18 protein-coding genes are annotated in these 21,994 nt (G+C 37.5%); 14 read left to right on the top strand and 4 right to left on the bottom strand.

Annotated elements, in window-relative coordinates; genetic code table 11:
• Positions 1-252: 252 nt before the first annotated feature.
• Positions 253-855, bottom strand: a complete 603-nt coding sequence (locus K0625_RS10410) for a DUF2238 domain-containing protein (protein WP_220109631.1) — start codon at positions 853-855, stop codon at positions 253-255.
• Positions 856-1,029: 174 nt separating this feature from the next.
• On the opposite strand from K0625_RS10410, the gene serA reads away from it, so the two are divergent.
• The 3 genes from serA (at position 1,030) to K0625_RS10395 (ending at position 6,799) form a co-directional block, all read left to right on the top strand.
• Entirely contained in the window at positions 1,030-2,259 is a 1,230-nt protein-coding gene (gene serA / locus K0625_RS10405) for a phosphoglycerate dehydrogenase (protein ID WP_012326477.1), read from the top strand.
• A gap of 133 nt (positions 2,260-2,392) precedes the next feature.
• On the top strand, positions 2,393-3,355 hold the full coding sequence (gene ygfZ, locus K0625_RS10400; RefSeq protein WP_220109630.1) for a tRNA-modifying protein YgfZ: 963 nt from the start codon (positions 2,393-2,395) through the stop codon (positions 3,353-3,355).
• A 204-nt stretch (positions 3,356-3,559) separates the two neighbouring features.
• Positions 3,560-6,799, top strand: a complete 3,240-nt coding sequence (locus tag K0625_RS10395) for a S41 family peptidase (protein ID WP_220109629.1) — start codon at positions 3,560-3,562, stop codon at positions 6,797-6,799.
• Positions 6,800-6,868: 69 nt separating this feature from the next.
• Here K0625_RS10395 and phnN read toward each other — a convergent pair whose 3' ends face one another.
• The gene (gene phnN / locus K0625_RS10390) at positions 6,869-7,435 is read right to left on the bottom strand and encodes a ribose 1,5-bisphosphokinase (protein WP_220109628.1); all 567 of its coding nucleotides are present in this window, start codon (positions 7,433-7,435) and stop codon (positions 6,869-6,871) included.
• Positions 7,436-7,582: 147 nt separating this feature from the next.
• Here phnN and K0625_RS10385 point away from each other — a divergent pair, with 147 nt between their 5' ends.
• The 3 genes from K0625_RS10385 to K0625_RS10375 all read left to right on the top strand — a co-directional run bounded on the left by K0625_RS10385 (position 7,583) and on the right by K0625_RS10375 (position 11,523).
• Positions 7,583-7,960 carry a TraR/DksA family transcriptional regulator gene (locus tag K0625_RS10385; RefSeq protein ID WP_232847027.1) on the top strand — a complete coding sequence of 126 codons (378 nt, stop codon included), beginning with the start codon at positions 7,583-7,585 and terminating at the stop codon, positions 7,958-7,960.
• Between the two features lie 1,185 nt (positions 7,961-9,145).
• Complete coding sequence (locus tag K0625_RS10380) at positions 9,146-10,771, top strand: HAMP domain-containing methyl-accepting chemotaxis protein (RefSeq protein ID WP_220109627.1); 1,626 nt, start codon at positions 9,146-9,148, stop codon at positions 10,769-10,771.
• A gap of 233 nt (positions 10,772-11,004) precedes the next feature.
• Entirely contained in the window at positions 11,005-11,523 is a 519-nt protein-coding gene (locus tag K0625_RS10375; protein ID WP_220109626.1) for a winged helix-turn-helix domain-containing protein, read from the top strand.
• Positions 11,524-11,550: 27 nt separating this feature from the next.
• Here K0625_RS10375 and K0625_RS10370 read toward each other — a convergent pair whose 3' ends face one another.
• Together K0625_RS10370 and K0625_RS10365 are read right to left on the bottom strand one after the other, a co-directional pair.
• Positions 11,551-11,970, bottom strand: a complete 420-nt coding sequence (locus K0625_RS10370) for a hypothetical protein (RefSeq protein WP_220109625.1) — start codon at positions 11,968-11,970, stop codon at positions 11,551-11,553.
• Positions 11,967-12,422, bottom strand: a complete 456-nt coding sequence (locus K0625_RS10365) for a winged helix-turn-helix domain-containing protein (protein ID WP_220109624.1) — start codon at positions 12,420-12,422, stop codon at positions 11,967-11,969. Before K0625_RS10365 ends, K0625_RS10370 begins: the two co-directional genes overlap by 4 nt.
• Positions 12,423-12,844: 422 nt before the next feature.
• On the opposite strand from K0625_RS10365, the gene K0625_RS10360 reads away from it, so the two are divergent.
• The 8 genes from K0625_RS10360 to K0625_RS10325 all read left to right on the top strand — a co-directional run bounded on the left by K0625_RS10360 (position 12,845) and on the right by K0625_RS10325 (position 21,756).
• Positions 12,845-13,231, top strand: coding sequence for a winged helix-turn-helix domain-containing protein (locus tag K0625_RS10360; protein ID WP_220109623.1), 387 nt, complete (start codon positions 12,845-12,847; stop codon positions 13,229-13,231).
• Complete coding sequence (locus K0625_RS10355; protein ID WP_220109622.1) at positions 13,224-13,946, top strand: YuxH family protein; 723 nt, start codon at positions 13,224-13,226, stop codon at positions 13,944-13,946. Before K0625_RS10360 ends, K0625_RS10355 begins: the two co-directional genes overlap by 8 nt.
• Before the next feature lie 237 nt (positions 13,947-14,183).
• On the top strand, positions 14,184-14,711 hold the full coding sequence (locus tag K0625_RS10350; protein ID WP_220109621.1) for a CS1 type fimbrial major subunit: 528 nt from the start codon (positions 14,184-14,186) through the stop codon (positions 14,709-14,711).
• A gap of 29 nt (positions 14,712-14,740) precedes the next feature.
• Positions 14,741-17,407 (top strand): hypothetical protein, encoded by a 2,667-nt coding sequence (locus K0625_RS10345; protein WP_220109620.1) that lies wholly within the window; start codon positions 14,741-14,743, stop codon positions 17,405-17,407.
• Positions 17,394-18,041 carry a fimbria/pilus periplasmic chaperone gene (locus K0625_RS10340; protein WP_220109619.1) on the top strand — a complete coding sequence of 216 codons (648 nt, stop codon included), beginning with the start codon at positions 17,394-17,396 and terminating at the stop codon, positions 18,039-18,041. The genes K0625_RS10345 and K0625_RS10340 overlap by 14 nt, the downstream gene beginning before the upstream one ends.
• A complete protein-coding gene (locus K0625_RS10335; protein WP_220109618.1) occupies positions 18,034-19,236 on the top strand; it encodes a hypothetical protein in 1,203 nt (400 codons plus the stop codon). Before K0625_RS10340 ends, K0625_RS10335 begins: the two co-directional genes overlap by 8 nt.
• 254 nt (positions 19,237-19,490) lie before the next feature.
• Positions 19,491-20,657 carry a hypothetical protein gene (locus K0625_RS10330; RefSeq protein WP_220109617.1) on the top strand — a complete coding sequence of 389 codons (1,167 nt, stop codon included), beginning with the start codon at positions 19,491-19,493 and terminating at the stop codon, positions 20,655-20,657.
• A 367-nt stretch (positions 20,658-21,024) separates the two neighbouring features.
• Positions 21,025-21,756: a hypothetical protein gene (locus K0625_RS10325; protein ID WP_220109616.1), complete on the top strand. Its 732-nt coding sequence runs from the start codon at positions 21,025-21,027 to the stop codon at positions 21,754-21,756.
• The last annotated feature ends 238 nt before the right edge of the window (positions 21,757-21,994 follow it).

Genomic DNA, 21,994 nt, shown 5'->3' with positions numbered 1-21,994 from the left:
AATCCCTATATAACGCATAAACCGTCTCATTCACTGAACCTACAACTAACAGACTCCTACACATGATGGCTCGTTTTAAGCGATTTGAATAGTATTACTTGTAACCTCAAGTGAAAAACTTATTAAATCAAGGTTAAATAGAGCGTAAAAACCGCCAACTCACGCCATAAACACTTACAAAGCATATAAATCATAAAGTTAGCTATAAGAAGTCTATTTTATATACGATATAAACCTAAGCAAGCTAAGCAACTAACTCTTCAGCGCTGCAAGCTGTTTATCATGAGTCTTAACCAGTACCAACAGCGCCACTATCGCGCCCAATAACGCCATGCCCATATCCGATTGAGTATCCCATATATAACCTTGGGTGCCTAAAAACGCCTCGGCATCTTCACCGGTTAACAGGGCGACCCACCACTCAATCAGCTCATAAAATGCCGACAGAGCTAGCGCAAAACAGACGCAGATAAAGCTGCACCAGACACCAGGCTTCACCACCTGATTGCGTATAAATACCTCTCTGGCGATCAAAGCAGGGATAAAGCCTTGGGCAAAATGCCCCACCTTATCGTAATTATTTCTATCACTGCCTAAGGCATCGGCTATCCAATCAAATAGTGGCACCTCTGCATAGGTGTAATGCCCGCCCACCATTAAGATAACGCAGTGAATCAGGATCAACGCATAGAGCATAGGTGTCAGAGGGAAGCGTTTTCGGGTAAAGAATATCAGAGGCAAGGCGATCAAAGCTGGGGCCACTTCCAAAAACCAAGTAAATTGATCTTTAGGGTTTATACCTGACCAAATCAGGACTATTAGGAAAATAGTCAGCCAAATATGCTGTTTATTCAAAATTGGAACCTCTTATATGTATTATCTCTATTGTTCTAGGGAAAGAATAATAACTTTAGCCATCTAGCCCTCCACACTGAACAAAAAAAGTGCTAATTTGGTGCCGGACAACAGACAGTCTATAAAAATAACCTAAAAAACATAATACCAATAATTGAAGAGGGTACCTAAATCATGGCGAAACATTCGCTGGACAAGGATAAGATCAAGATCCTGCTTTTGGAAGGCGTCCACCAATCAGCGGTAGATGTATTCAAGCGTGCCGGTTACAGCAACATCGAATACCACAAGGCATCTCTTGGAGAAGAGGCACTCAAAGCATCGATTAAGGATGCGCATTTTGTTGGCCTAAGATCACGGACTCAATTGACTGAAGCGGTATTAAGTCAGGCGGAGAAACTGGTCGGAATTGGTTGTTTCTGTATCGGTACTAATCAGGTCGATCTCAACTATGCTGAGAAACTCGGTGTGCCTGTATTCAACGCGCCCTTCTCTAACACACGCAGTGTGGCAGAGCTGGTACTTGGCGAGATCATCATGCTATTTCGTGGTATTCCTCAGCGTAATGCCATGGCCCATCGTGGTGGATGGCTTAAGAGTGCAACTGGCAGCTATGAAGCCCGCGGCAAGACACTCGGTGTGATAGGTTATGGCCATATTGGTACTCAGTTAGGGATCCTAGCCGAGACCTTAGGTATGCGCGTCGTCTTCTTCGATATCGAAGATAAGCTACCACTGGGTAACGCCCAGCAGATCCACTCGATGCAGGAGCTGATGTCTCTTGCCGATGTGGTCAGTCTGCATGTTCCTGAGACGCCACAAACCAAAGAGATGATCGGTGAAGCTGAGCTGGCTTGCATGAAAAAAGGCAGCATCTTAATTAACGCCTCTCGCGGTACTGTGGTCGACATCGACGCTTTAGCATCGACGCTTAAAGCCGAAAAGATAGCTGGTGCAGCCATCGACGTATTCCCTGTAGAGCCTAAGTCTAACGATGATGAGTTTATCAGCCCGCTACGTGGTCTGGACAACGTCATTTTAACCCCACATGTGGGCGGCAGCACTCAGGAAGCACAGGAGAACATAGGTATCGAGGTTGCTGGCAAGCTGGCCAAGTACTCTGATAACGGCTCAACCATGACCGCAGTGAACTTCCCTGAGGTATCGTTGGCCCAGCATAAAGATGCTTCACGTCTGCTGCATATTCACCACAACCGCCCTGGCGTGTTGATCAAGATTAACCAAGCGTTTGCCGAGAAAGGGATCAATATCGCGGCCCAGTATCTGCAAACAACGGCTGAAATTGGTTACGTTGTGATGGAAGTCGATTCAGACCAAGCCGATGAAGCACTCGAGCAGATGAAGGCCATTGAAGGCACAATTCGTACTCGTCTACTTCACTAAGCTTATACAAACAACACAGCGGTAAACTAAAAATATCGGGCGTACAATGTAAAAATTGTGCGCCCGATTTATATCCGTCGCCCCTATTTGGCGTTACAATCCTACTCACTTAAGCCCCTTTTTGGATAACAATATGACCCAGTCTGTTTCTCAGCCCGCTTGGAATCCGAGTGAACCCGCTCCACTTATCTTTGCTAACCTATCTCATATGGGATTGATGAGTGTAACTGGCGAGCAAGGCCGTAGCTTCATTCACGGGCAGGTCACCACAGATATCAGCTCACTTGAGAGCAACCAATGGAGATGGGGCGCTCACTGCGATCCTAAAGGGAAGATGCTGGCCAGTTTCAGAACCTTCTCGGTTGCAGATGCCCTCTTTATGATGATGCCAAAAGATACCTTGGCGGCAGATCTACCACAACTGGCTAAATACGCCGTGTTCAGCAAGGCTGACCTTGTTGATGTATCTGCAGACTGGACCATCTTAGGCGTAGCTGGCGAGCAAGCACAGGAGTGGGTAAATAACTACTTTGGCGAGATCACCCAAGAGTTAACTGAGATCCCTGGCGGCGTACTACTTAAAGATGGCGAACGCTTTATTATCGTTATAGAGAAAGCCCCTTCTGAGCCACTATTAAGCTCAATCAATACGCCAATCCAAGAAAGTAGCGCATGGCAAGCATTAGAGATCCAAGCTGGCCTACCTAACCTAGGCGCCTCACATCAAGGTCAATTTGTGCCGCAGATGTGTAATGTACAAGCGATTAACGGTATTAGCTTCCAAAAAGGCTGCTACATGGGCCAAGAAACCATCGCACGCATGAAATACCGTGGTGGCAATAAGCGCGCCCTCTATATTCTTTCCGGCACCAGCTCACAAACTTTAGCGCTAGACAGTCGATTGGAACTTGCCATCGAAGATGGCTTTAAAAAGGTCGGTACCATTATCGAGCTAGTGCAATCAGGAGATCAGGTTCTGCTTACAGCGGTCCTACCTAATGACACAGAAAACAGCGCCAAGTTAAGAGTTGCCGACGATGAGGCCTCAAGCTTAACAATTCAACCTCTGCCCTACTCACTAGAAGATGAAGCTTAAGCTATAAGCTGCGAGTTAATCATCATTCCAATAAAAAAGGCGCCTAGAGCGCCTTTTTTATTGGCTTAAAACAGTTCAGCAGAAACATCTATTCACTTTAGTTTCATTGACATTCATATGGTTTGATGGCATCAAAAGACCACTTTAAAAAAGTTAGCGATTGCGTTTAAAAAGATAGAGCGACATCACCCAGGAATAAAAATAATGAAAACAAAACTCACCTTAGCTGCATTGTGTATTCTGGCTAGCAGCGTTCAAGCAGAAACCTTACTCCTACAAGAACCCAGTATCGCCCAAGATAAGATTGCCTTTGTTTATGCAGGCGACATCTATGTGTCAAACAAGCAGGGACAGCAGGTCACACGCATCACCTCCCATGCCGCCAACGAATACGCCCCTCACCTGTCACCAGATGGCCAATGGATAGCCTTTACAGCCGATTACGAAGGCAATAATGACGTCTACATAGTGCCAGCGACAGGCGGTCAGCCTAAGCGGCTCACGTGGCACCCAGGTACTGATGAAGTCAGAGGCTGGTCAGCTGATGGCAAGAGCGTGCTGTTTACCTCACGCCGAGATATTGCACACAACCGTACCGGACAGCTATTTAGTGTGGCAATACAGGGCGGCTTCCCTACAAAAGTGATGGAAGCAGTGGTCTCTGATGGCAAAATAAATGCCGACGGAGCAAAACTCGCCTACAATCCAGAGCGTTTAGCCCATGGTGGTAAAAATGGTTGGCGCAATCACCGAGGTGGCACGACACCACCAGTGTGGATCTATGATCTTAATAAAAACAGCTATGTAGAGGTTCCCCATGGCAACTTCTCTGATAGTTCACCTATGTGGGTGGGCGAAGATATCTACTTCATCTCAGATCGCAGCAAACATAAAAATATCTACAGCTTTAAACAGGGTCAGGTCGAGCAAGTAACCCATTTCAACCAATGGGATGTTGCCAATGCCAACGCATTTGGCAGCGACATTGTTTTTGAAAAAGGTGGGGCGATATTTCTACTCGATACATTAACAGGCAACAGCAAGCAACTTAGTATCGATATACAAGTGGACTTGCCTCAGCGCCGCACCCAGTTCAAAGATGCGATGCCCTCGCTCTCCAGTAGTCAGATCTCATCAACGGGCAAACAGGTGCTGTTAAGTGCACGTGGCGAAGTCTTTAGCGTTCCGGTGAAAGATGGTAGTACCTACAACCTCACCAACACCTCGGGTCAAAATGAGCGCGATGCCTTGTGGTCTCCACTGGGTGAGCAGATCGCCTATATCACAGATAAAGGTGGCGATTACCGCTTGGTGTTGGCGGATCAATTTGGAGAGATACAGAAAACCTTAGATTTAGGTAAGCATACCGCCGATTTCTCCCTTTTTAGCTGGATGCCAGACGGTAAACATATCGTCTTCGGTGACTCCAATATGGCCCTATGGTTAATCGAGCTCAAGTCAGGTAAGAAAACTAAGGTCATGAAGAACATCGCTATGACCTCTTATGATGTCGTGAGCTCCCCAGACAGCCAATGGTTAGCTTATACCCGTAATAACACTAACTATCTACGCGATCTGTATCTCTACAATATTAACGATAAGTCTCACCATAAAATCACCGATGGCATGAGTGACAACGCAGAGCCAGTATTTAGCCCAGATGGCCAATACCTCTACTTTGCCTCCTCAACCAACAAGGGCTTAACGGCATTTGGATTAGACCTATCAAGCCAAGAGCGCCCACAGCGCTATGGGTTATATGCCGCAGTATTGCAGCAAGATGGTCAGTCTCCCCTTATGCCTAAGCTTGCCGATGAGGCCCATCGCAGCGTTAGTGGCAGCCAAGATAAAGATGAGGAAAAAGCGGATGACTCATTACCAAGCATAGATATCAAAGGCCTATCGAAACGAATTGTCGCTCTGCCAGTCCCTCAGCGTAACTATTGGGGGTTAACGGCTGCTGACGACAACAACCTCTACTTCATTGAGGGGGTACAGATAGGCTCAAGTATCGAACTTGATGGCAAGCCACTACGCAGCTCACAGCTAAAGCGTTTCAATTTTGAGGAGCGCAAAGTCGACAAGGTCGCCGACAAGATTGAGTCAGTCACAGTCTCAGCAGATGGTAAACAGCTACTGCTGGTCGGTAAAGGGAATGCACTCTCTACCGCCACAGTTGCAGAGAAGGTAGAAGTCACTCCACTCAATACCGCAGATGTTAAAGCACGCATTAATCCAACCCAAGAGTGGGCACAGATCTTTGATGAAGCATGGCGCAATGAGCGTGATTACTTCTATGACCCTAAGATGCACGGACTTGATTGGCAGGGAGTGTACGACAAATACCAACCACTGCTTAAACATGTTGGTCGCCGTGAAGATCTCAACAACTTAATGCGTGAAATGATCTCTGAGATGCAGGTTGGCCATAACTATATCATCGGCGGTGATGTTCACCGTGAAGAGACTATGAAAGTCGGGCTGTTGGGCGCTGATTTTGAGGTCAAAAACGGCCTGTACCGCATCAAAAACATCTACACAGGAGAAGCCTGGAACCCACACCTTAAAGCACCATTAGCAGTGCCTGGTAATAAGGTCAGCGTTGGCGACTACATTCTCGAGGTTGATGGGCAAGCCGTCGATGCTTCAGTCAACCTCTACTCACTGTTTGTAGGCAAGGTCGATAAACAGGTGCGCCTAACCGTGAGCCCAAATGGCAAGGCCAAAAAAGCCCATACTCTTGTGGTAGAGCCGATTAAATCAGAGTTTGACCTGCGCCACTGGCACTGGGTTGAAGACAATCGCAACTATGTCACCGAAGCCACCGATGGCAAGGTGGGCTATGTCTACCTGCCCAATACCACCACGGCTGGTTACACCTCATTTAACCGCATGTTCTTCGCGCAAGTTGACCGCAAAGGGGTCATTCTAGACGAGCGCAGTAACGGTGGCGGTCAAGCGGCTAACTATATTATCGACGTATTAAATCGTCAGTACCTATCAGGTTGGAAGTACCGCTCAGGTGATATGGTTTATGACACGCCAGCAGGCGCTATTTATGGTCCTAAAGTGATGTTGATTGACCAAGATGCGGGATCTGGAGGAGACTTTTTACCTTATGCATTTAAACGATTAGAGCTAGGCACCTTAGTGGGTAAAACCACTTGGGGCGGTCTAATTGGGATCTCGGCTAACCGTGACTTTATCGATGGCGGCCGCGTAACAGTGCCAAACTTCCGCTTCTTCACCCCAGATCATGAGTGGCGTGTTGAAAACGAAGGTGTCGCACCCGATATCGAAGTGGAACTAGATCCTGTCGCCGTCAATAAGGGGCAAGATCCACAACTAGATCGCGCCATTAAAGAGGTTCAGCAACAGCTGAAAAGCTTTAAACCTGTGCGCCACGATACGCCACCGGCATTCCCAACTGAGTTAGGACGCTAATGGCTGACTATCGATAATTGAGGGATTAAAAAAGGCGCCGAGAGCGCCTTTTTTATGCTTGTAAAAGTATTACTCAGCTGGGATAGAGTCTCTTATTAACTTCTGATAATAGTTGGAAAATTGAGTTAACGATGCCTCAAGACTGCCGCTGTTATCTATGGTGATAGACTGCTCGGGTAACGACAAAGGGTGAGCTTGTGCTCTAGCCAACCGCTTGATGATCTGCGCTTCACTCTCCCTGCCCCGCATACGTAAACGCTCGGCTAAGGTAACATCATCAACCTGCATCAGCACAGGAAAAAGCCTCTCCCCAAACTTCTCCTGCATCTTACCTAAGTACTCTCTTGAGCCATTAAGCACCACATCTAAACCTAAATTGAGCCAGGTATCGATCTCGGCTCCCAAGGCATAGTGATGTTGATGTGCCTGCCAATCAATCGAAAAAAGCCCCTTCTGCTTACGGTAGAGAAACTCCCGCTGAGACAGCTCAATATGGTTCTCTCCGCCCGCAGTCGCGCAGCGAGTAATATAGCGATGAGCATACAAAATAGAGTCAGGCCACGTCTCTCTAACGGCCTGAATAAAAGTGTCCTTTCCAGAACCTGATGGCCCAATCACATAGAATAACCTGCCCATATCTCTCCTAATATCCCAATCATCTTCGGGCTATTAAATTTGAAAACCATAGTAACCGCTCAAAAAATAGCATATCAGTAAAACTAAAACTGCGAACTACTCAGAACTTTACAGTATCAGCTTATCACGCTAGCTTGAGAGTTATTAATGCATTCACTAAGGCATACTTTGAAACAGCTTGAACTTAGCCCCAATGAAAAACAGCAGCTATTAACTGGGCTGAAACAGGAGCTTATCGAACTAGAGCAGCAACTCGAGCTCGCTCATTCACGTGGTGCACCTGTGATATTAGATCAACAAGCTGTTGGTAGAGTCAGTAGGATTGATGCCATTCAGCAGCAGGAGATGGCTCAAGCCAGTGAAGTCTTGATGCAGCAACATATAGTGCGGATTAAGCAGATCTTCCTCGATACAGAGGAGTATGGCTTTTGCCTTGAATGTGGCGAACCGATTGGTTTGGGTAGATTGACGATACACCCTACAGCTGAGATGTGTATTGGGTGTCAAAGTGAGGCTGAGAGCTAATACTAATCAGTATAGATAAGTGATCTACTCAGAGTGTTTTTTGGCAAACTAATTCAAGGCGAATGGATGATGGAATGGTTATTCCCTTGTGAGTTTATTCAACGCTGAAGTAGGCAGCCAAAAACACTCCTGAAAGGCGAGTTTTAGCACACCCGATGTTGCGTTAACGAGCTTAAACGTAGAACAACTATGTTCTTCACTTGTTGCAAACCACACGGATGTGGTGAATGTCATTAATGCAGGAGCATTTAATGACCTTACCTCAGGAAGCGCTAAACTCTCGCTGAGCGATCACATCTTTATACTGATTAGTATAAAGATACTTCTCTGATATCTCCTTTTTGGTTTGTGTTTTCCAATTGTTGAATGGCCAATTAGTAACTTTTCAATTGCCCAAACATCGTTTGAATTAAAGTCGAACCTCACCAACTTATCGTTAAAACTAAGAGAAACCATCAACTTTAACCTAATGGATATTGAATGATTCACTCTAGACCACAAGTTCAATCATATTTAACGCCTATCCGGCGAGGAATGTGTAGGCACTTCTGCGAAACGCCGTCAATCCATCCATGGAGGCTCTACCAAAACATCTGACCCACAAGGTCTTAAGCGTTCCAGACACTTTAAAGACATTCCCCATATCCCTATGGGTCAGTGTGGTAAGCCCCTAGAAATGGAGGGAACATTTCCGGCCTTGTTTTGCAATCTCCCTAAAGCTCTTAACTAAGAAAGCCTAACTAGCAGTTTGAGCTCATTGTAAACTTTATAAATAATAGCCCCTTAAGGATACTAAATGACCAACTAACTAGCAGAGGTATTTAGGTGATTTGAAATGGTCCTCTTAGATCTTGAATTCAGTAAAAATCACATGGAAACAACAAAAAAGGCAATCCACATACCAAGAAAGGAAAATAAAGTAAATAATAAGATATAAACAAAGATTAAAATTAATCATTTACATCAAAAAATATACTCTATAAAAACCAGAAAAAACACTAAAACTCAATCAAATAGCAAAACCATAATGACCTCTTATCCATCTTAACTAATCATGACTATAAATCGAACAAATTTAATTAATAATTAATAATTTTTCTTTATGGTAAAAACATAAGTATTATTGGTATAAATAAGTGACTTCTTAGAGTAAAAGAACACAACAAATAAATAGAGATATGGCGTATGCTACCCCTTAAAATAAAACATAAAATGATTATTGGTTTGCTAGTGCCAATAACCCTGATGGTTTTAATTTGCCTCCTTGCTATAGTATTGATGGGAAGAATTGAAACTGGAGTAGTTAGCATTTACAACGATCGAGTTATCCCTCTAGAAACACTAAAGAAAATAAATGACGAATATTCGGTAAAAATAATAGACTCAATAAATAAAGCTAACACAGACACTATAGATATAGTTATAACAATCGAGATCATAAAAGATGCAAGAGCTCATATCAAAAAACAGTGGAAAAAGTATAAATCAACAAAACTAACAAAAAAAGAAGTTCAACTTACATACGAAGCAGAAAGTTTATTTTTTTCAGCTGAAAAATCAATCACATCGATTCTATCAAAACTAAAAACACATCAAGGAAAATTAAATGGAGGATTAACAGATGACATATCCAAACTCTACAACGTAATTGATCCAATAAATTCAAAAATTTCAGAACTTGTAACCTTGCAGTTAGAGGTCGCAGAAATTGAAAGAAAAAATGTAAGCCACATTTATAACACATCAAAGAAAATATTCATCATTCTTACACTAATAACAATTTGTATAAGTACACTAATTGGTATCTGGGTAATAAAATCTGTATTAATTCCAATTGACGACATAGTAAATAATTTAAACAAGGTTCAAAGAAACTCAGATCTTACTATAGATTTTAAACAGTTTAATGATGATGAGCTAGGACAAATATCTGCAAGACTAACGCAGTTTATTAGTCACTTACGAAGCATTATTAATTCTATTGCTAGTGCATCAGATACAGTGGCGCTTTCAACAGTGAGGTTAAGTGAATATACAAATAATAACTGTGAAGGCTTACATAAACAACAACATGAAACTGAAATCACAGCAGAAGGAATGAATCAAATGATTTCAGCCGTAAATGAAGTTGCAGAAAACACTGTAGCAGCCGCTAATTCAGCTGAAGATGCACAAAAAAGTGCCTGCAATGGGCACAACCTAGTACAACAATCAATAAATAGTATGTTGTTACTTTCACAACAAATAGAAAAAACTGCTAGTATTATAGAAAAATTACTTAATGAAAGCCTAAGCATTGGCGGCGTAATCGACGTAATCAAAGGAATTGCAGAACAAACGAATTTGCTAGCATTGAATGCAGCCATTGAAGCAGCAAGAGCAGGAGAACAAGGTAGGGGATTTACTGTTGTTGCTGATGAAGTTAGAACCTTGGCACAACGAACACACAAATCAACACAAGAAATTGAAGATATGATCGAACGCCTTCAAAAAGGTGTAAATGATGCTGTTGACTCAATGAGCTTGGGTATTAATCGAGTTAATGATACAAAAAATAAAATAAATATTGCCGGTCTAGCATTAGATGAAATTGTGAATTCAGTAGACATTATAAACAATAATAATACTAAGACAGCAATCGCAGCAGAAGAGCAAAGTAACTTTGTAGAGGGAATTAACCAAAGTATTTCAACCATTAATGAAATAGCAATCTCATCTAAAGAATCATCAATTGAATTGTCTACATCAGTTGAAAACCTAACCATTTTATCAAAAGAGATGCACTCTCAAGTAGCTCAATTCAAGTTGTAACAAATTCTTATAATACAATAAACTTGAAACAACCAAAATAATGATTACCTAGATTTCTTGCACTATATAGAACATAAAACAGAGGTTAAACAAAATAAATCACTATAGAAAAACACTATAAAACACTGTTTCAAAAGGATATTTTTTAACAAAAAAATTTTATAATTATTTATTATTAAAGCTAATAATTTTTTGATTAAATTTAAATAAAATTATCACAAATTAAAACCACTATGCATAAAAATAAAGAAGCCTGCAATCTAAGTTTTCATTGTCAAACGTGTAAACACTTCGAACGTTCATTCCTAACTTCAAGAGGAGTTAATATTGATATAATGAATAGAAGGCTATCTGAAACCTCAATAAAAATCAGTTTGTCTGCAATAAGGTTAATCTGTATTCTAATAAAAAAACACCAGCTACCGATCAGCTACGATGAGCTTAAGGCTCACATATGGGGAGAAACATGCGTGGGAAATAATAGCCTTCCAGTAACGATAAATGAAGTAAGAAATCTTATCAACAGTACTAATTTAAAAATCATTAACCTTAGAGGGTTTGGTTATATGATGATTAGTGGTGAAGAAAACAAACATGAGAATAGTACAATCAATAAAATAAAAGAAATATTACTAGAAAAAAAAATTAAAAGAAGTGAGTTAATTATGTTGAACTCATTATCTTCGAGTGATTTGAATAAAATATATAATGACTGTGAGAAAAAAATGCAAAACACATCAAGCTCGCCTTAATAAAGGTAAATACAATATTACTAAGAATTAATCAGAATCAGTTTTCAAGGTTATTATTTTATAAGTATGGCCTCCAGAATTATCAACAAATCGAATAAAATCATCATCATGCTTAAAAATTAAAATCGAATTAATAGATGATACTGGTGAGTAAGGATTTAGATTAAAATCTTGTTTAAGTTTAAGTCTCTCATCAAGGCTGCTTCTGAGTGTTGGAAAATAAACATACACCCTTCCAGGGAGCTTAATATAAAAACCATGATTGACAAACCTATATTCATTTGGGCCATTGGAAACCGCTGTAAAAGTAGCGAATTTTTGATTAACCTCAACGTGCGTAGAACCATCCTCAAAAACAAGGAACCGCTGTTCATTCAAGGCACTAAATATAGGAAAAAAGATTAATAAAATTAATAGAGACACACAAAGTTTAAAATAAGTTATCACGAAACCCAAGCCTCAAAATAGATCTTCAATAGTAAATAGATTACATAAGTTAAAGATAAGTTTATAAAAAATAACCAACGATTACTTTTTATATCAAATAAAATAGATTCAATTAGGCCTTTAGCCCTATCAATTATTGCAACCTTAGATTTAAGTAATCTCATCGGTTGGGATAGTTGATAACCCTCCCCCCTTTTTGTTCTAATCAAGTCGAACAAACCAAGCTGTTTAGCCACTGTACGTATATTGGCAATTGCAACAGTAACCGAGTTGGCACTCACTACCTTACCTTCCCAACAATTTTGGAGAAGATATTCTCGACTACAGCCTTCTTTGTATATTATTAATTCAGACAGAATGTTAACCTCATTAGGTGACAAAGAAGCAGACTCGCACACTTTTGCCCCATTAGTATAAATGATAACTTTTCTTAGCATATCCAGCTCTAGCACTCGACAGCCTCCCACATGACAATTTTCTCAAAAATGGTTCACTTAAAGCTTAATAATACCAAGCAGACACGCTAGCCACCATCACAGAAACATTACAAACTTATCACCCTGTGACACAGATCATTATTTTCCTCACAATTCTTATGCTAGGAACAATACTCAATAGCTCAAAGACAATTGCCTGCCTACAATTAACACACCATTGAAAGGCATAAATGAATATTTCGAACTAAAATTTTTCCTATAAAACCCAACGATTAAGAATCAATAATAATTATTAATATTTAATTAGTTTCACTATTATTGTTTAATGGTACTTTATGTGAAAAGGAAGTGAACATTGTTTAAATAGTGTGAGTATTTAAGTCGAAAAACTTAAATCAGAGCATTCAGAGCTGCACTTAAGTGCTCAGGGTGAATAAATGTCAAATATAAAGGTTTGCGAAATACTACATTGCTCATTATGCGATATAAAAACATGCAAATTAAATAACGTTGGATTTTCATATAAAATCAACATAAATACAAATGACAGAAGCGAGTTTACGAAATTAAACATAAAAGGTAAGAATGAAAGTATTGCCTGTAGTAATTACATAGTTAGGTGCCTATGTATATTGGTTGAGAACTTTGAAAAGCCAGTATCTAAAGATGAAATTTCAAAATTCGTATGGTCAGGTAGAATGATAGGACAAAATAGCGTTCCAGTACTGATAAACGAATTAAGAAAAATACTCCAAGGTTCAAAATTTAAAATAGTAACATTAAGAGGGTTAGGCTATATACTAATGGGAACAGTTAATGAATAATATAATTAAAGATTGTTTGTTTCTGAATGAAAAATACAAAGATGATTTTGTGTTTACAGGATTTGACACTTCTCAAATTAAAAAAAAGTATAAACAACAAAGAATCGTCACCCAAAAAGGGAGAATATATGGTCATGAAATCCTTGCATTACAAGTTAACTCTAGCGAGAAACTTTCAGTATCTATATTAACGGATAGAATCTATGATAGCTTGAGAAATGATAATAAAATAAACTTCATGTTAGGGAATAAAATATTTATAAACGTTGAAGCATACGAGCTATGCAATATACAAACACTAAAAAAAATATCAGAATTTAACAAGATAGTTGATGCCTATGGGAGTAAACTAGTATGTGAAATAACTGAAAGAAATCTATGTCACCCATGTACACATTATCACAATGGACTAACATACCTTTATAATAATGGTGTTACGCTAGCTGCTGATGATTACGTATTATTTAAACGAGATTTCAGAGAGGAATTTATATCAAAATTTTTTAAAATTGTAAAAATTGAAGTTCCAAAACTTAACTGCAAGTACCTTTTAGAGTATGAGGAAGAAGTAAGAAAAATTTCAAAAAAAAATAAGATAATTGTATTTGAGCGTATTGAAACTGAAGCTCAGCTTTATTTTGTAAAAAACATATCTAAAGAAGAAGATCTACTCCAAGGCTATATAATCCATCACCCAGAAATAATATCAATATAAAACAAAATAAAAACCAATAAACAGCAAACAAAGCCAACAACTTAATCCCCCAAGACAATAATTTATAAAAATAAACAGAGACCAAAATTACACTTAATAGAGATTAACACCCCTTAATAATATTTAATTAAAATTTATTACCGTATGAATAAAGTTAAACATACACTATAAGTGTGCACTACCTAAGCACTTAATTTTAATCTAAGACATACTAATAGTCACTTTGGGAGACTCTATATGAAAAACAAGACAAATATAAAAAAAATAATAAAACTATCACTATTTACGGCAGCACTTACTTCTGCTCTTACCATAAACACTGCTACAGCAGCAACTCAAGTTGTTCAGGTTCAAGCATCTATTGATACTAGCTTGAGTGTTACTGACATATCTGGAGTATGGAACTCCCCCATTGTAATGAACGCAAATAGCGCTGGCGATGGCTTAATTACGCGAAATATTTTGCTTAATTTTACAGCCAATGATTATAAAGATGTTGAAGTTACCCTACAATCATTTCCATCACTTTCAGATCCAATAAGAAACGTTTCAATTCCATTGGAATTTAAAATAAACAACACAGCTCTAGTACAAAATACAGCGACAACTTTAGATAAAGCAGATTTATTTACTTATGATGCAACAAATAGTGTCATAACTGGGAGTAAAGATATTCCTTTATCAATAGCAAGCACATCAACAACCACCCTACAATCTGGTACATACTCTGGAGTATTCACAATTGACTTTTCACTAGCCCCTTAATCTAAACTAAAGTGTGTAGGGAGTTGTTGTTGCAGCTCCCTGTAAATGTAAATGTAAATGTAAATGTAAATGTAAATGTAAGAGGTGAAGAGAACGTGGATGATATTAATATTAACCAATGCATATTAATGAACGATACATTTTTCTCTATGCAATCCTGCTTGCCTTCCGATGTAAGAAAATCTAAAAAATCAGATGAATTTATTAGAAACCGCTTCCCTAAATTATTGATTAAAAATAATCAAATAAGCAAGGAGGCTCTTATTCACTACAGGTCCAGTGTTGAAACGAGACTAGAAAAAAATATACGAAATAATAACCCTCCACCTAAATTTACAATGACAAAAGTAGATGTTGAAAACATTACTGTGAACGCTCCTGAGTGGTTTTCAGCAATAGATAGTGAGTATGAACCATTCCACGCATACATAAATGGTCAAAATGGAATAATAGTTGACGCAAAAATTAATAATAAAACAATAAGAATAAAAAATGACATTGATTTTTCTTTAGCCTCTAAGTTATCTGAATCAACCTTAGAACTAGCAAATCTACATTTAAAAAATGGAGTAGCACAAAATAGCACTTTGAAGCTTGAAAATGGGGTGTTTTTAGGCGTGTTTCTGTCAGATTCTTCATTAAACATTGATATAATAGATACAAACACTAAAGAAAATTACTCTTACGGGCTTGAAACTGGGCTTGTACACTGGCAAAGTTTATCAGCCAGATATTCACATACTGATAAAAATAATAGTGTGTACAATTTTAATGTCAGAGCTAAAGACTCATACAAGAACAAGCTGGGTATGATTAATACTGAGTATAGCTATTCATCAAATAGTAAGGCTACACTAAACAATATAGCGTATTTAGTTAAGCCCTTATCACCCAACATACAACTTGCAGCAAGTTGGACACAAAATACTAATTATAATTCACCAAATGGGACTATTTACAACCCTCAACTACTAAAAACAGGAGAGTTCCGAGGTATTGACATATACAACTTTAGTATATTTGATCATGAATACAAAATAAACCAATCATCTTCAAACTTTCAAATTTTTTCTAATGATTATGCTTTTGCAACTATATACTCTAATGGCCAGTATGTTGAAAACATCCAGCTAGAACCAGGTTTCAATAAACTAAGCGACCGATTATTGAGCCCTGGAAATAACAGTATAAAAATAGAAAAGAAATATAGCAACGGTAATGTAGATATTGATTTCATAGATTATTTTAAAAAGTCACTTAAGAGACCATCTCAGTTTGGCACTTACTTGAAGTTTTCTATCGGACAACAAAACATTGATAATAATTTTTTGAACAGCTTTTCAGCAAATATGACATCAAGTAATACATTCGGCACACTGTCTCTTAATAGCTTATATCTATCAGAGATCGAAGATGCATCTATGGAAGCAAATTATTCCTCTGAATATCAATACGGTTCAACATCTATATTCGCAATTGCAAGCACTAATGACGAATATGGTGTGGGGATGAGATTCTCATTTAGCCCATTTAAGTATTTATATGCAAATGGCTCCTTTAAACATGTAACAGCCAATGACTGCACGAAAAAGCTGTTATTTATCAATAGAACTTGTAGTCAAGTTTACAATATCTCTATTGGAAGCTTGCTGCCGCTGGATTTCAATATTGTATACAACTATCGAAACTCAAAAATAAACTATTCAACCAATAACAATCCACAGTATTTATCTCACCGATTTAGTTTGACACGTAACGTATCCTTAGCAAAAGGCCTAATTCTAGGGGTTAACGCTTCTTACGAAAGCTCAAAAGATAAAGTATTCAATCAAATAATTGAGAGTGATAATTATTACATCGGAGTAAACATAAGTTATTTTTTTGACAACTTTAGCACAAGCATAAACTCATCTTTAGCAGGAGGAGGTAATACAAGCACTCGTGATAATTCATTTAATATTGGTTATAATAGTGACGGTGTCAATTTAAATGGAAGATTCGGTTTACATAATCAAGGTACTGGAATAGATTCATATTCTGGTTCGTTATCAAGTTCTTTTCGAGGTGATTTAGGTTCATTATATATAAATAGCTTTCATTCTGATCAAGTATTTGAATCGAATATCGGTCATGAAACCACATTCGCTATTAACGACAAATCTTATAGTTTAAAATCTACAAATTCATTCTCTAGTGATACAGGTATAATCGTCGACACTGGCGCAGAACAACTTGACAGAAATATCAATCTAGTAATTAGAGGCACAACCTCTACCTACTCTCATAGCATACCAACTAATGATCAAAAATTCATTGCGTTAAAGCCAGGAGAGTACGTTTTGGGAGTAAATGACAATAGAAATAATAAAACGGGGTTGAGCGATCTTCGTGTAAATCAAAAAAAATTCAACTTATTTAAAGGCGATGTAAAAACTATTGATTTTACAAAAACAAATAAACTTTTGTTAAGTTTTAGTTATAATTCAAGTAACAACCAAACGATTGAATTAGAAAACTGCAAACTAAACTTTAAGTTACACAACGAGTATGAGTTTAGCTGCACCGAGAACCCGATAAAAAACAAAGAAATAACATTATCAATAAACAACTCTCTAACTAAGTGCAGCATAAAAAACATATCAAATCATAATAATATTTTTTTATCATTGCAGGAGATAGATTGTGAGACAAATTAACGTTTCCCTTGTTCTAATAATATTTATGGCACTAGCCATTCCTCAGTCAGTAGAAGCTATATCAGTCAGCCCAATGGATATGGAAGGAACCGTGGAATCAATTACGACACAAACAATAAAAGTTAGCAACAACACAAAATATGACGAATATGTAAAGGTACTTGTGTACAAAATATTAAATCCTGGAATGCCAAATCAAAAAGAGAGCTTAGTTAAAAACAGTAATCAACTTGAATTAACTGTCTATCCAAAGATATTTAAGCTTTCTCCAAATGAAACAGAATCAATAAGAATTATTACATCAAACAAAACAGTTACCAATGAAACACTGTATAGAGTCAGAGTCATTCCAGGAAATAGCTTTGACGCAGGACTAACCGTTAAGGTCTCATATGGTGTGCTTGTCAGGTTGATTGCAAACAAAGATAAGTACGCCTTTAACGTTAATAAAAATAATAATGAATTTATTTTATCAAATACAGGCAACAGGAGAATTCATGTACAATCGGAATGTAAGGAGTTAGATAAAAGTGAATTTAGGTTGTACCCAAATCAAAAAATACCAATTAGCTCTAAATGCGAAATTTCGGAACTTTCTGTCATGACTGAATCAGGACGAATAATAAATGAGTAAGAGTAAACAAAAACATACAACTCATAAGTGGACTATCACGGTGCTTTATCACAAGATTATAAAAATACTACCATTTTTTATACTTCCATTGCAAAGCAATGCAACATTATACCGGACAGGTACAGATACTAGCACTTTGAACTTTACTATTTCTGACTCTACCTCCGACTACTCACCAATGGCTACTTATATCACTCCTACAGTTATTTGCACAGAGGATGACAAACTAAATAGCCCAATAGCTAAAGTAAGGCAAGACTGTAGTGACATTTATTTCGGCGATAATTTAATGCAGCAATCGAATGATACGGTAGCTATAACATCTTTAGCAAGCCATGGACTAACAGCGTCTTTTTTTAATCCACTTCCAACAGATTACCCTTATAACCTACCGATCACTAATGTAGCGACCAATGAAATATATATGGTTACTTTATACTGTGCAGCAGAGATAATTGGCTACTCGCCATTAAGTTGCAATGCGGGTTGGAGACCTAAACCAGGTCAAGAAGGACAGCCCAAATCAATGAAATTTTTTTTTCTAACGGAAAGTTTCGATGAGGTGCCTCAAGGTAACTATACTGCTACAACCCAGTTTAACACAAATGACTATGCTGGGGACTATTTGATTCTTAGGACAAATTTTAATTTCAATATCAATGTAACTAAGGCTGCTTCAAGTACACCAACAACTAAACTATTTGCACTAAAAGGAAACACATTACCGATAGTTTTTACAACCTTAAATGAAACAAGTATGTATGGCCATGGCTCATTAGAGTTCTGCTTACAAACAGATGATTATAGCAATATTAATCTATACGTTATTGGTGGGGGGACATATTTACATATAGCAAAATATATTGGAAGACTATATTTAACTAAATCAGAATCTAGTGCTAGTGATGGAAATACTCCCTCAAGAATAACTATTGCTTACTATTTAAGATCACAAAAACTAGGCCTCACAGGACATAACTCCTTACAATCCGATTGTACAAACTCTAATACAGAGATATGCTTGGCAACAGTAAAAACTCTTAATTTAAGTAACTTACCTGATCAAGATGCTCCAAATGGGCAAACTTGTAAAAGCTTTGATATATCAGCAACTACAGAGTTATTCAACCCTAATTCTAAACTTCCAGGAGGTTACTCAGGAGTATTTTACGTCACACTTGATAAAGGAACTTGATATATAGCCACTACTCCATCTAATTTTTTGCAGTAAACTCACTCAACAATATGTAGTAGGACTTTAAAATCAAAAGAGTTTTAAATACTTCCAAGTTTATTAACGGGTAAAGTCAACCTAACCTTTAAGTTATAACACAACTATATCAGAACACAGGTTATTTAAACTAAAATATATTATATCTATTTAACTAAACGTAATACTGCTAGAAAAAATTAATTACCATAAATCAAATATTCACAAGGACTCTCTCAATGTTTAAGTTAAAAAGTAAAGCACTAACCTCATTACTATACTTATTTTTTATACTGCCAATATGTTGCAGAGCAACATTATATCGTCCAGCATCTGACACTCAAACATTAAATTTTACAATTACAGACTCAACCCCTATCCTATCCGAAAGTGCGAGCTATATTACCCCAACAGTAATATGCACAGAAGATGACAAACTAAGTAGCCTAATATTCGGGCTAAGGGTAGATTGCCGTGACGATCAATACGGTGATAACTTATTAATGCAGACCAATGACACTTATGCTCTAACATCTTTAGCTAGCCATCCATTTACATATGCTGTGCATGGTCCAAATCCAACAGATTATCCGTATAATTTACCGATCACCAATGTAGATACTGGCGAAATATATATGGTTACTCTGTACTGTTCCACAGATGTTGCTGGCTATCCAAGCTTAAGCTGTAATGCAGGCTGGAGACCCCAAACTGGTCAAGAAAATCAGCCTAAGAATATGAATTTCTTTTTTCTAACTGAAAGCTTCGATAATGTCCCTTCAGGTAACTATACTGCGACCACGCAATTTAACACTAATGATTTTGCCAGTGACTATTTAATCCTTAGAACAACTTTTAACTTCACTGTTAATGTAACTAAAGCAGCTTCAAACATATCAACAACTAAGCTTTATGCACTGCAAGGGAACACATTACCGATAGTTTTTACAACCTTAAATGAAATGAGTATGTATGGCCATGGTTCTTTAGAGTTCTGCTTACAAGCAGACAATTATAGTAATATCAAGCTGTACGTTATTGGTGGAGGTTCATATTTACACACATCAAAACAGATTAAAGGATTATACCTCACTAAATCAGAATCAAATGCTAACGATGGAAACAATCGTGATAATATAACAATTAACTATTTTTTAAAATCAAAGAAGTTAGGCCTCACTGTTCGTAACGTAACAACATCAACTTGTACGGACACTAATACTGAGCTGTGCTTATCAACTATTAAAACTCTAGATTTTAGTCACTTACCTAGTCAAGATTCACCAGATGGACAGACTTGTAAAAGCTTTGACTTATCAGCAACTACAGAGCTATTTGATCCAAACTCTAAAATTCCTGGAAATTACTCAGGAGTATTTTACATCACACTCGACAAAGGTACCTGATCAAATTACTCTGTATGTATAGTAGATTTCCTTAATCGAAGATGTACTATACAGCAAGACATATAATACCAACAACATGCCTTTTAAAACCAATTTTCAACACCGAAACTACGATTCAACTTATTAATTGCAACCCCATACACTACCCGCCAATCTACACTCTCTCAGTACCATTTACGCACCTTATAAATAGAGTTAATTAATAAAATATTAAATCTACTACAATATCCCTTCCACCTCCTCTATTAAAAACAATAATTATAATTAAATAACTTTATTTAACATAAGTTACTTAAAATTATGTGCATTGCATGCAAAATATACTTATATTTGTTCAAGAGTAATCATTTACCATGGTGTGATATATATGCATTCACTAAAAATATCAAACAAAAAACCTATTATTAATAACATAGCCAGTCCCTTTCTGGCTATAAAAGATCTTAATGGATGCGGTTTTTCATATAGTACTAGCCCAATTGTGAATAGAGATCTATCTTTAATTGGCCACGAGATAGAGTTACACGAAAAACATACAAAACTTAATAACTATACAACAAGCAAAAGTATTGAGAGTATATATGAAGTACTTAAATACCTTGGTAACAACCCATACTACATCGAGTCTAAAGTATTATTCATTGACTTCGGCCCTTCTATTTTTTTTAACTTAGGCCTATTGAAACTCATCGTATTAGTCAATGACATTTTAAAAAAAAACAATAAAACCCTTGTTGTAGAAATAAACAATAACAACAATAGCTTTTATAATAAATCAGTAATAAAAAGTATGTTCTACTTACGTGATAATGGAGTGGTAATTGCAAAATGCAATCATGCTTGGTGGGAGCAAGATTTTTATAAAAATAAAATACTCACAGAATTAATTGAAGTAATAAAGATACCAAACCCAATAAAATGGAAAAAACATAATTACAACTATTGCATTGAATCAAGAGTTAATGTTTTTAAAGATGTTATTGAACGATTATCTAAATTCAAAATAGTTATTGATAATGTCAATAACTATGAAGAATTATCTATATTGAGCTCTTTCCCCATCAATAGTTACCAATGCTCTTTCCTCTTAATTGATTAATTATTATAAAATCAAATATCCTATCTCAGGCATTCAACCTTATCGAATAGCTAAAGTTAGAGATAATACAATAAACGAAGGTCATAATAATCAAAAATCACTTTATATTTTCTTTATTAAAAACTGGAGCCTATACCTTTCTCCTACGTTAATGCCCGTAAGTTACTTTCCTTACCTCCATCCTTTATCCTTGTCTTGAGCATTTAACTCGCAGCCTAGCGTCCTAGCAGTGAGCGTG

It is taken from the genome of Shewanella nanhaiensis, assembly GCF_019457885.1.
In the GTDB taxonomy this organism is placed as follows: domain Bacteria; phylum Pseudomonadota; class Gammaproteobacteria; order Enterobacterales; family Shewanellaceae; genus Shewanella; species Shewanella nanhaiensis.
Note: the sequence above shows the minus strand (reverse complement) of the source record. Positions and strands in the feature narration are given on the sequence as shown.

Coding starts and splice junctions, on each gene's coding strand:
- K0625_RS10330 (WP_220109617.1), top strand. CDS start 19,491: ATGTTTAAGTTAAAAAGTAAAGCACTAACCTCATTACTATACTTATTT.
- ygfZ (WP_220109630.1), top strand. CDS start 2,393: ATGACCCAGTCTGTTTCTCAGCCCGCTTGGAATCCGAGTGAACCCGCT.
- K0625_RS10395 (WP_220109629.1), top strand. CDS start 3,560: ATGAAAACAAAACTCACCTTAGCTGCATTGTGTATTCTGGCTAGCAGC.
- K0625_RS10385 (WP_232847027.1), top strand. CDS start 7,583: ATGCATTCACTAAGGCATACTTTGAAACAGCTTGAACTTAGCCCCAAT.
- K0625_RS10325 (WP_220109616.1), top strand. CDS start 21,025: ATGCATTCACTAAAAATATCAAACAAAAAACCTATTATTAATAACATA.
- K0625_RS10360 (WP_220109623.1), top strand. CDS start 12,845: ATGTCAAATATAAAGGTTTGCGAAATACTACATTGCTCATTATGCGAT.
- K0625_RS10350 (WP_220109621.1), top strand. CDS start 14,184: ATGAAAAACAAGACAAATATAAAAAAAATAATAAAACTATCACTATTT.
- K0625_RS10380 (WP_220109627.1), top strand. CDS start 9,146: ATGCTACCCCTTAAAATAAAACATAAAATGATTATTGGTTTGCTAGTG.
- serA (WP_012326477.1), top strand. CDS start 1,030: ATGGCGAAACATTCGCTGGACAAGGATAAGATCAAGATCCTGCTTTTG.
- K0625_RS10355 (WP_220109622.1), top strand. CDS start 13,224: ATGAATAATATAATTAAAGATTGTTTGTTTCTGAATGAAAAATACAAA.
- K0625_RS10375 (WP_220109626.1), top strand. CDS start 11,005: ATGCATAAAAATAAAGAAGCCTGCAATCTAAGTTTTCATTGTCAAACG.
- phnN (WP_220109628.1), bottom strand. CDS start 7,435: ATGGGCAGGTTATTCTATGTGATTGGGCCATCAGGTTCTGGAAAGGAC.
- K0625_RS10335 (WP_220109618.1), top strand. CDS start 18,034: ATGAGTAAGAGTAAACAAAAACATACAACTCATAAGTGGACTATCACG.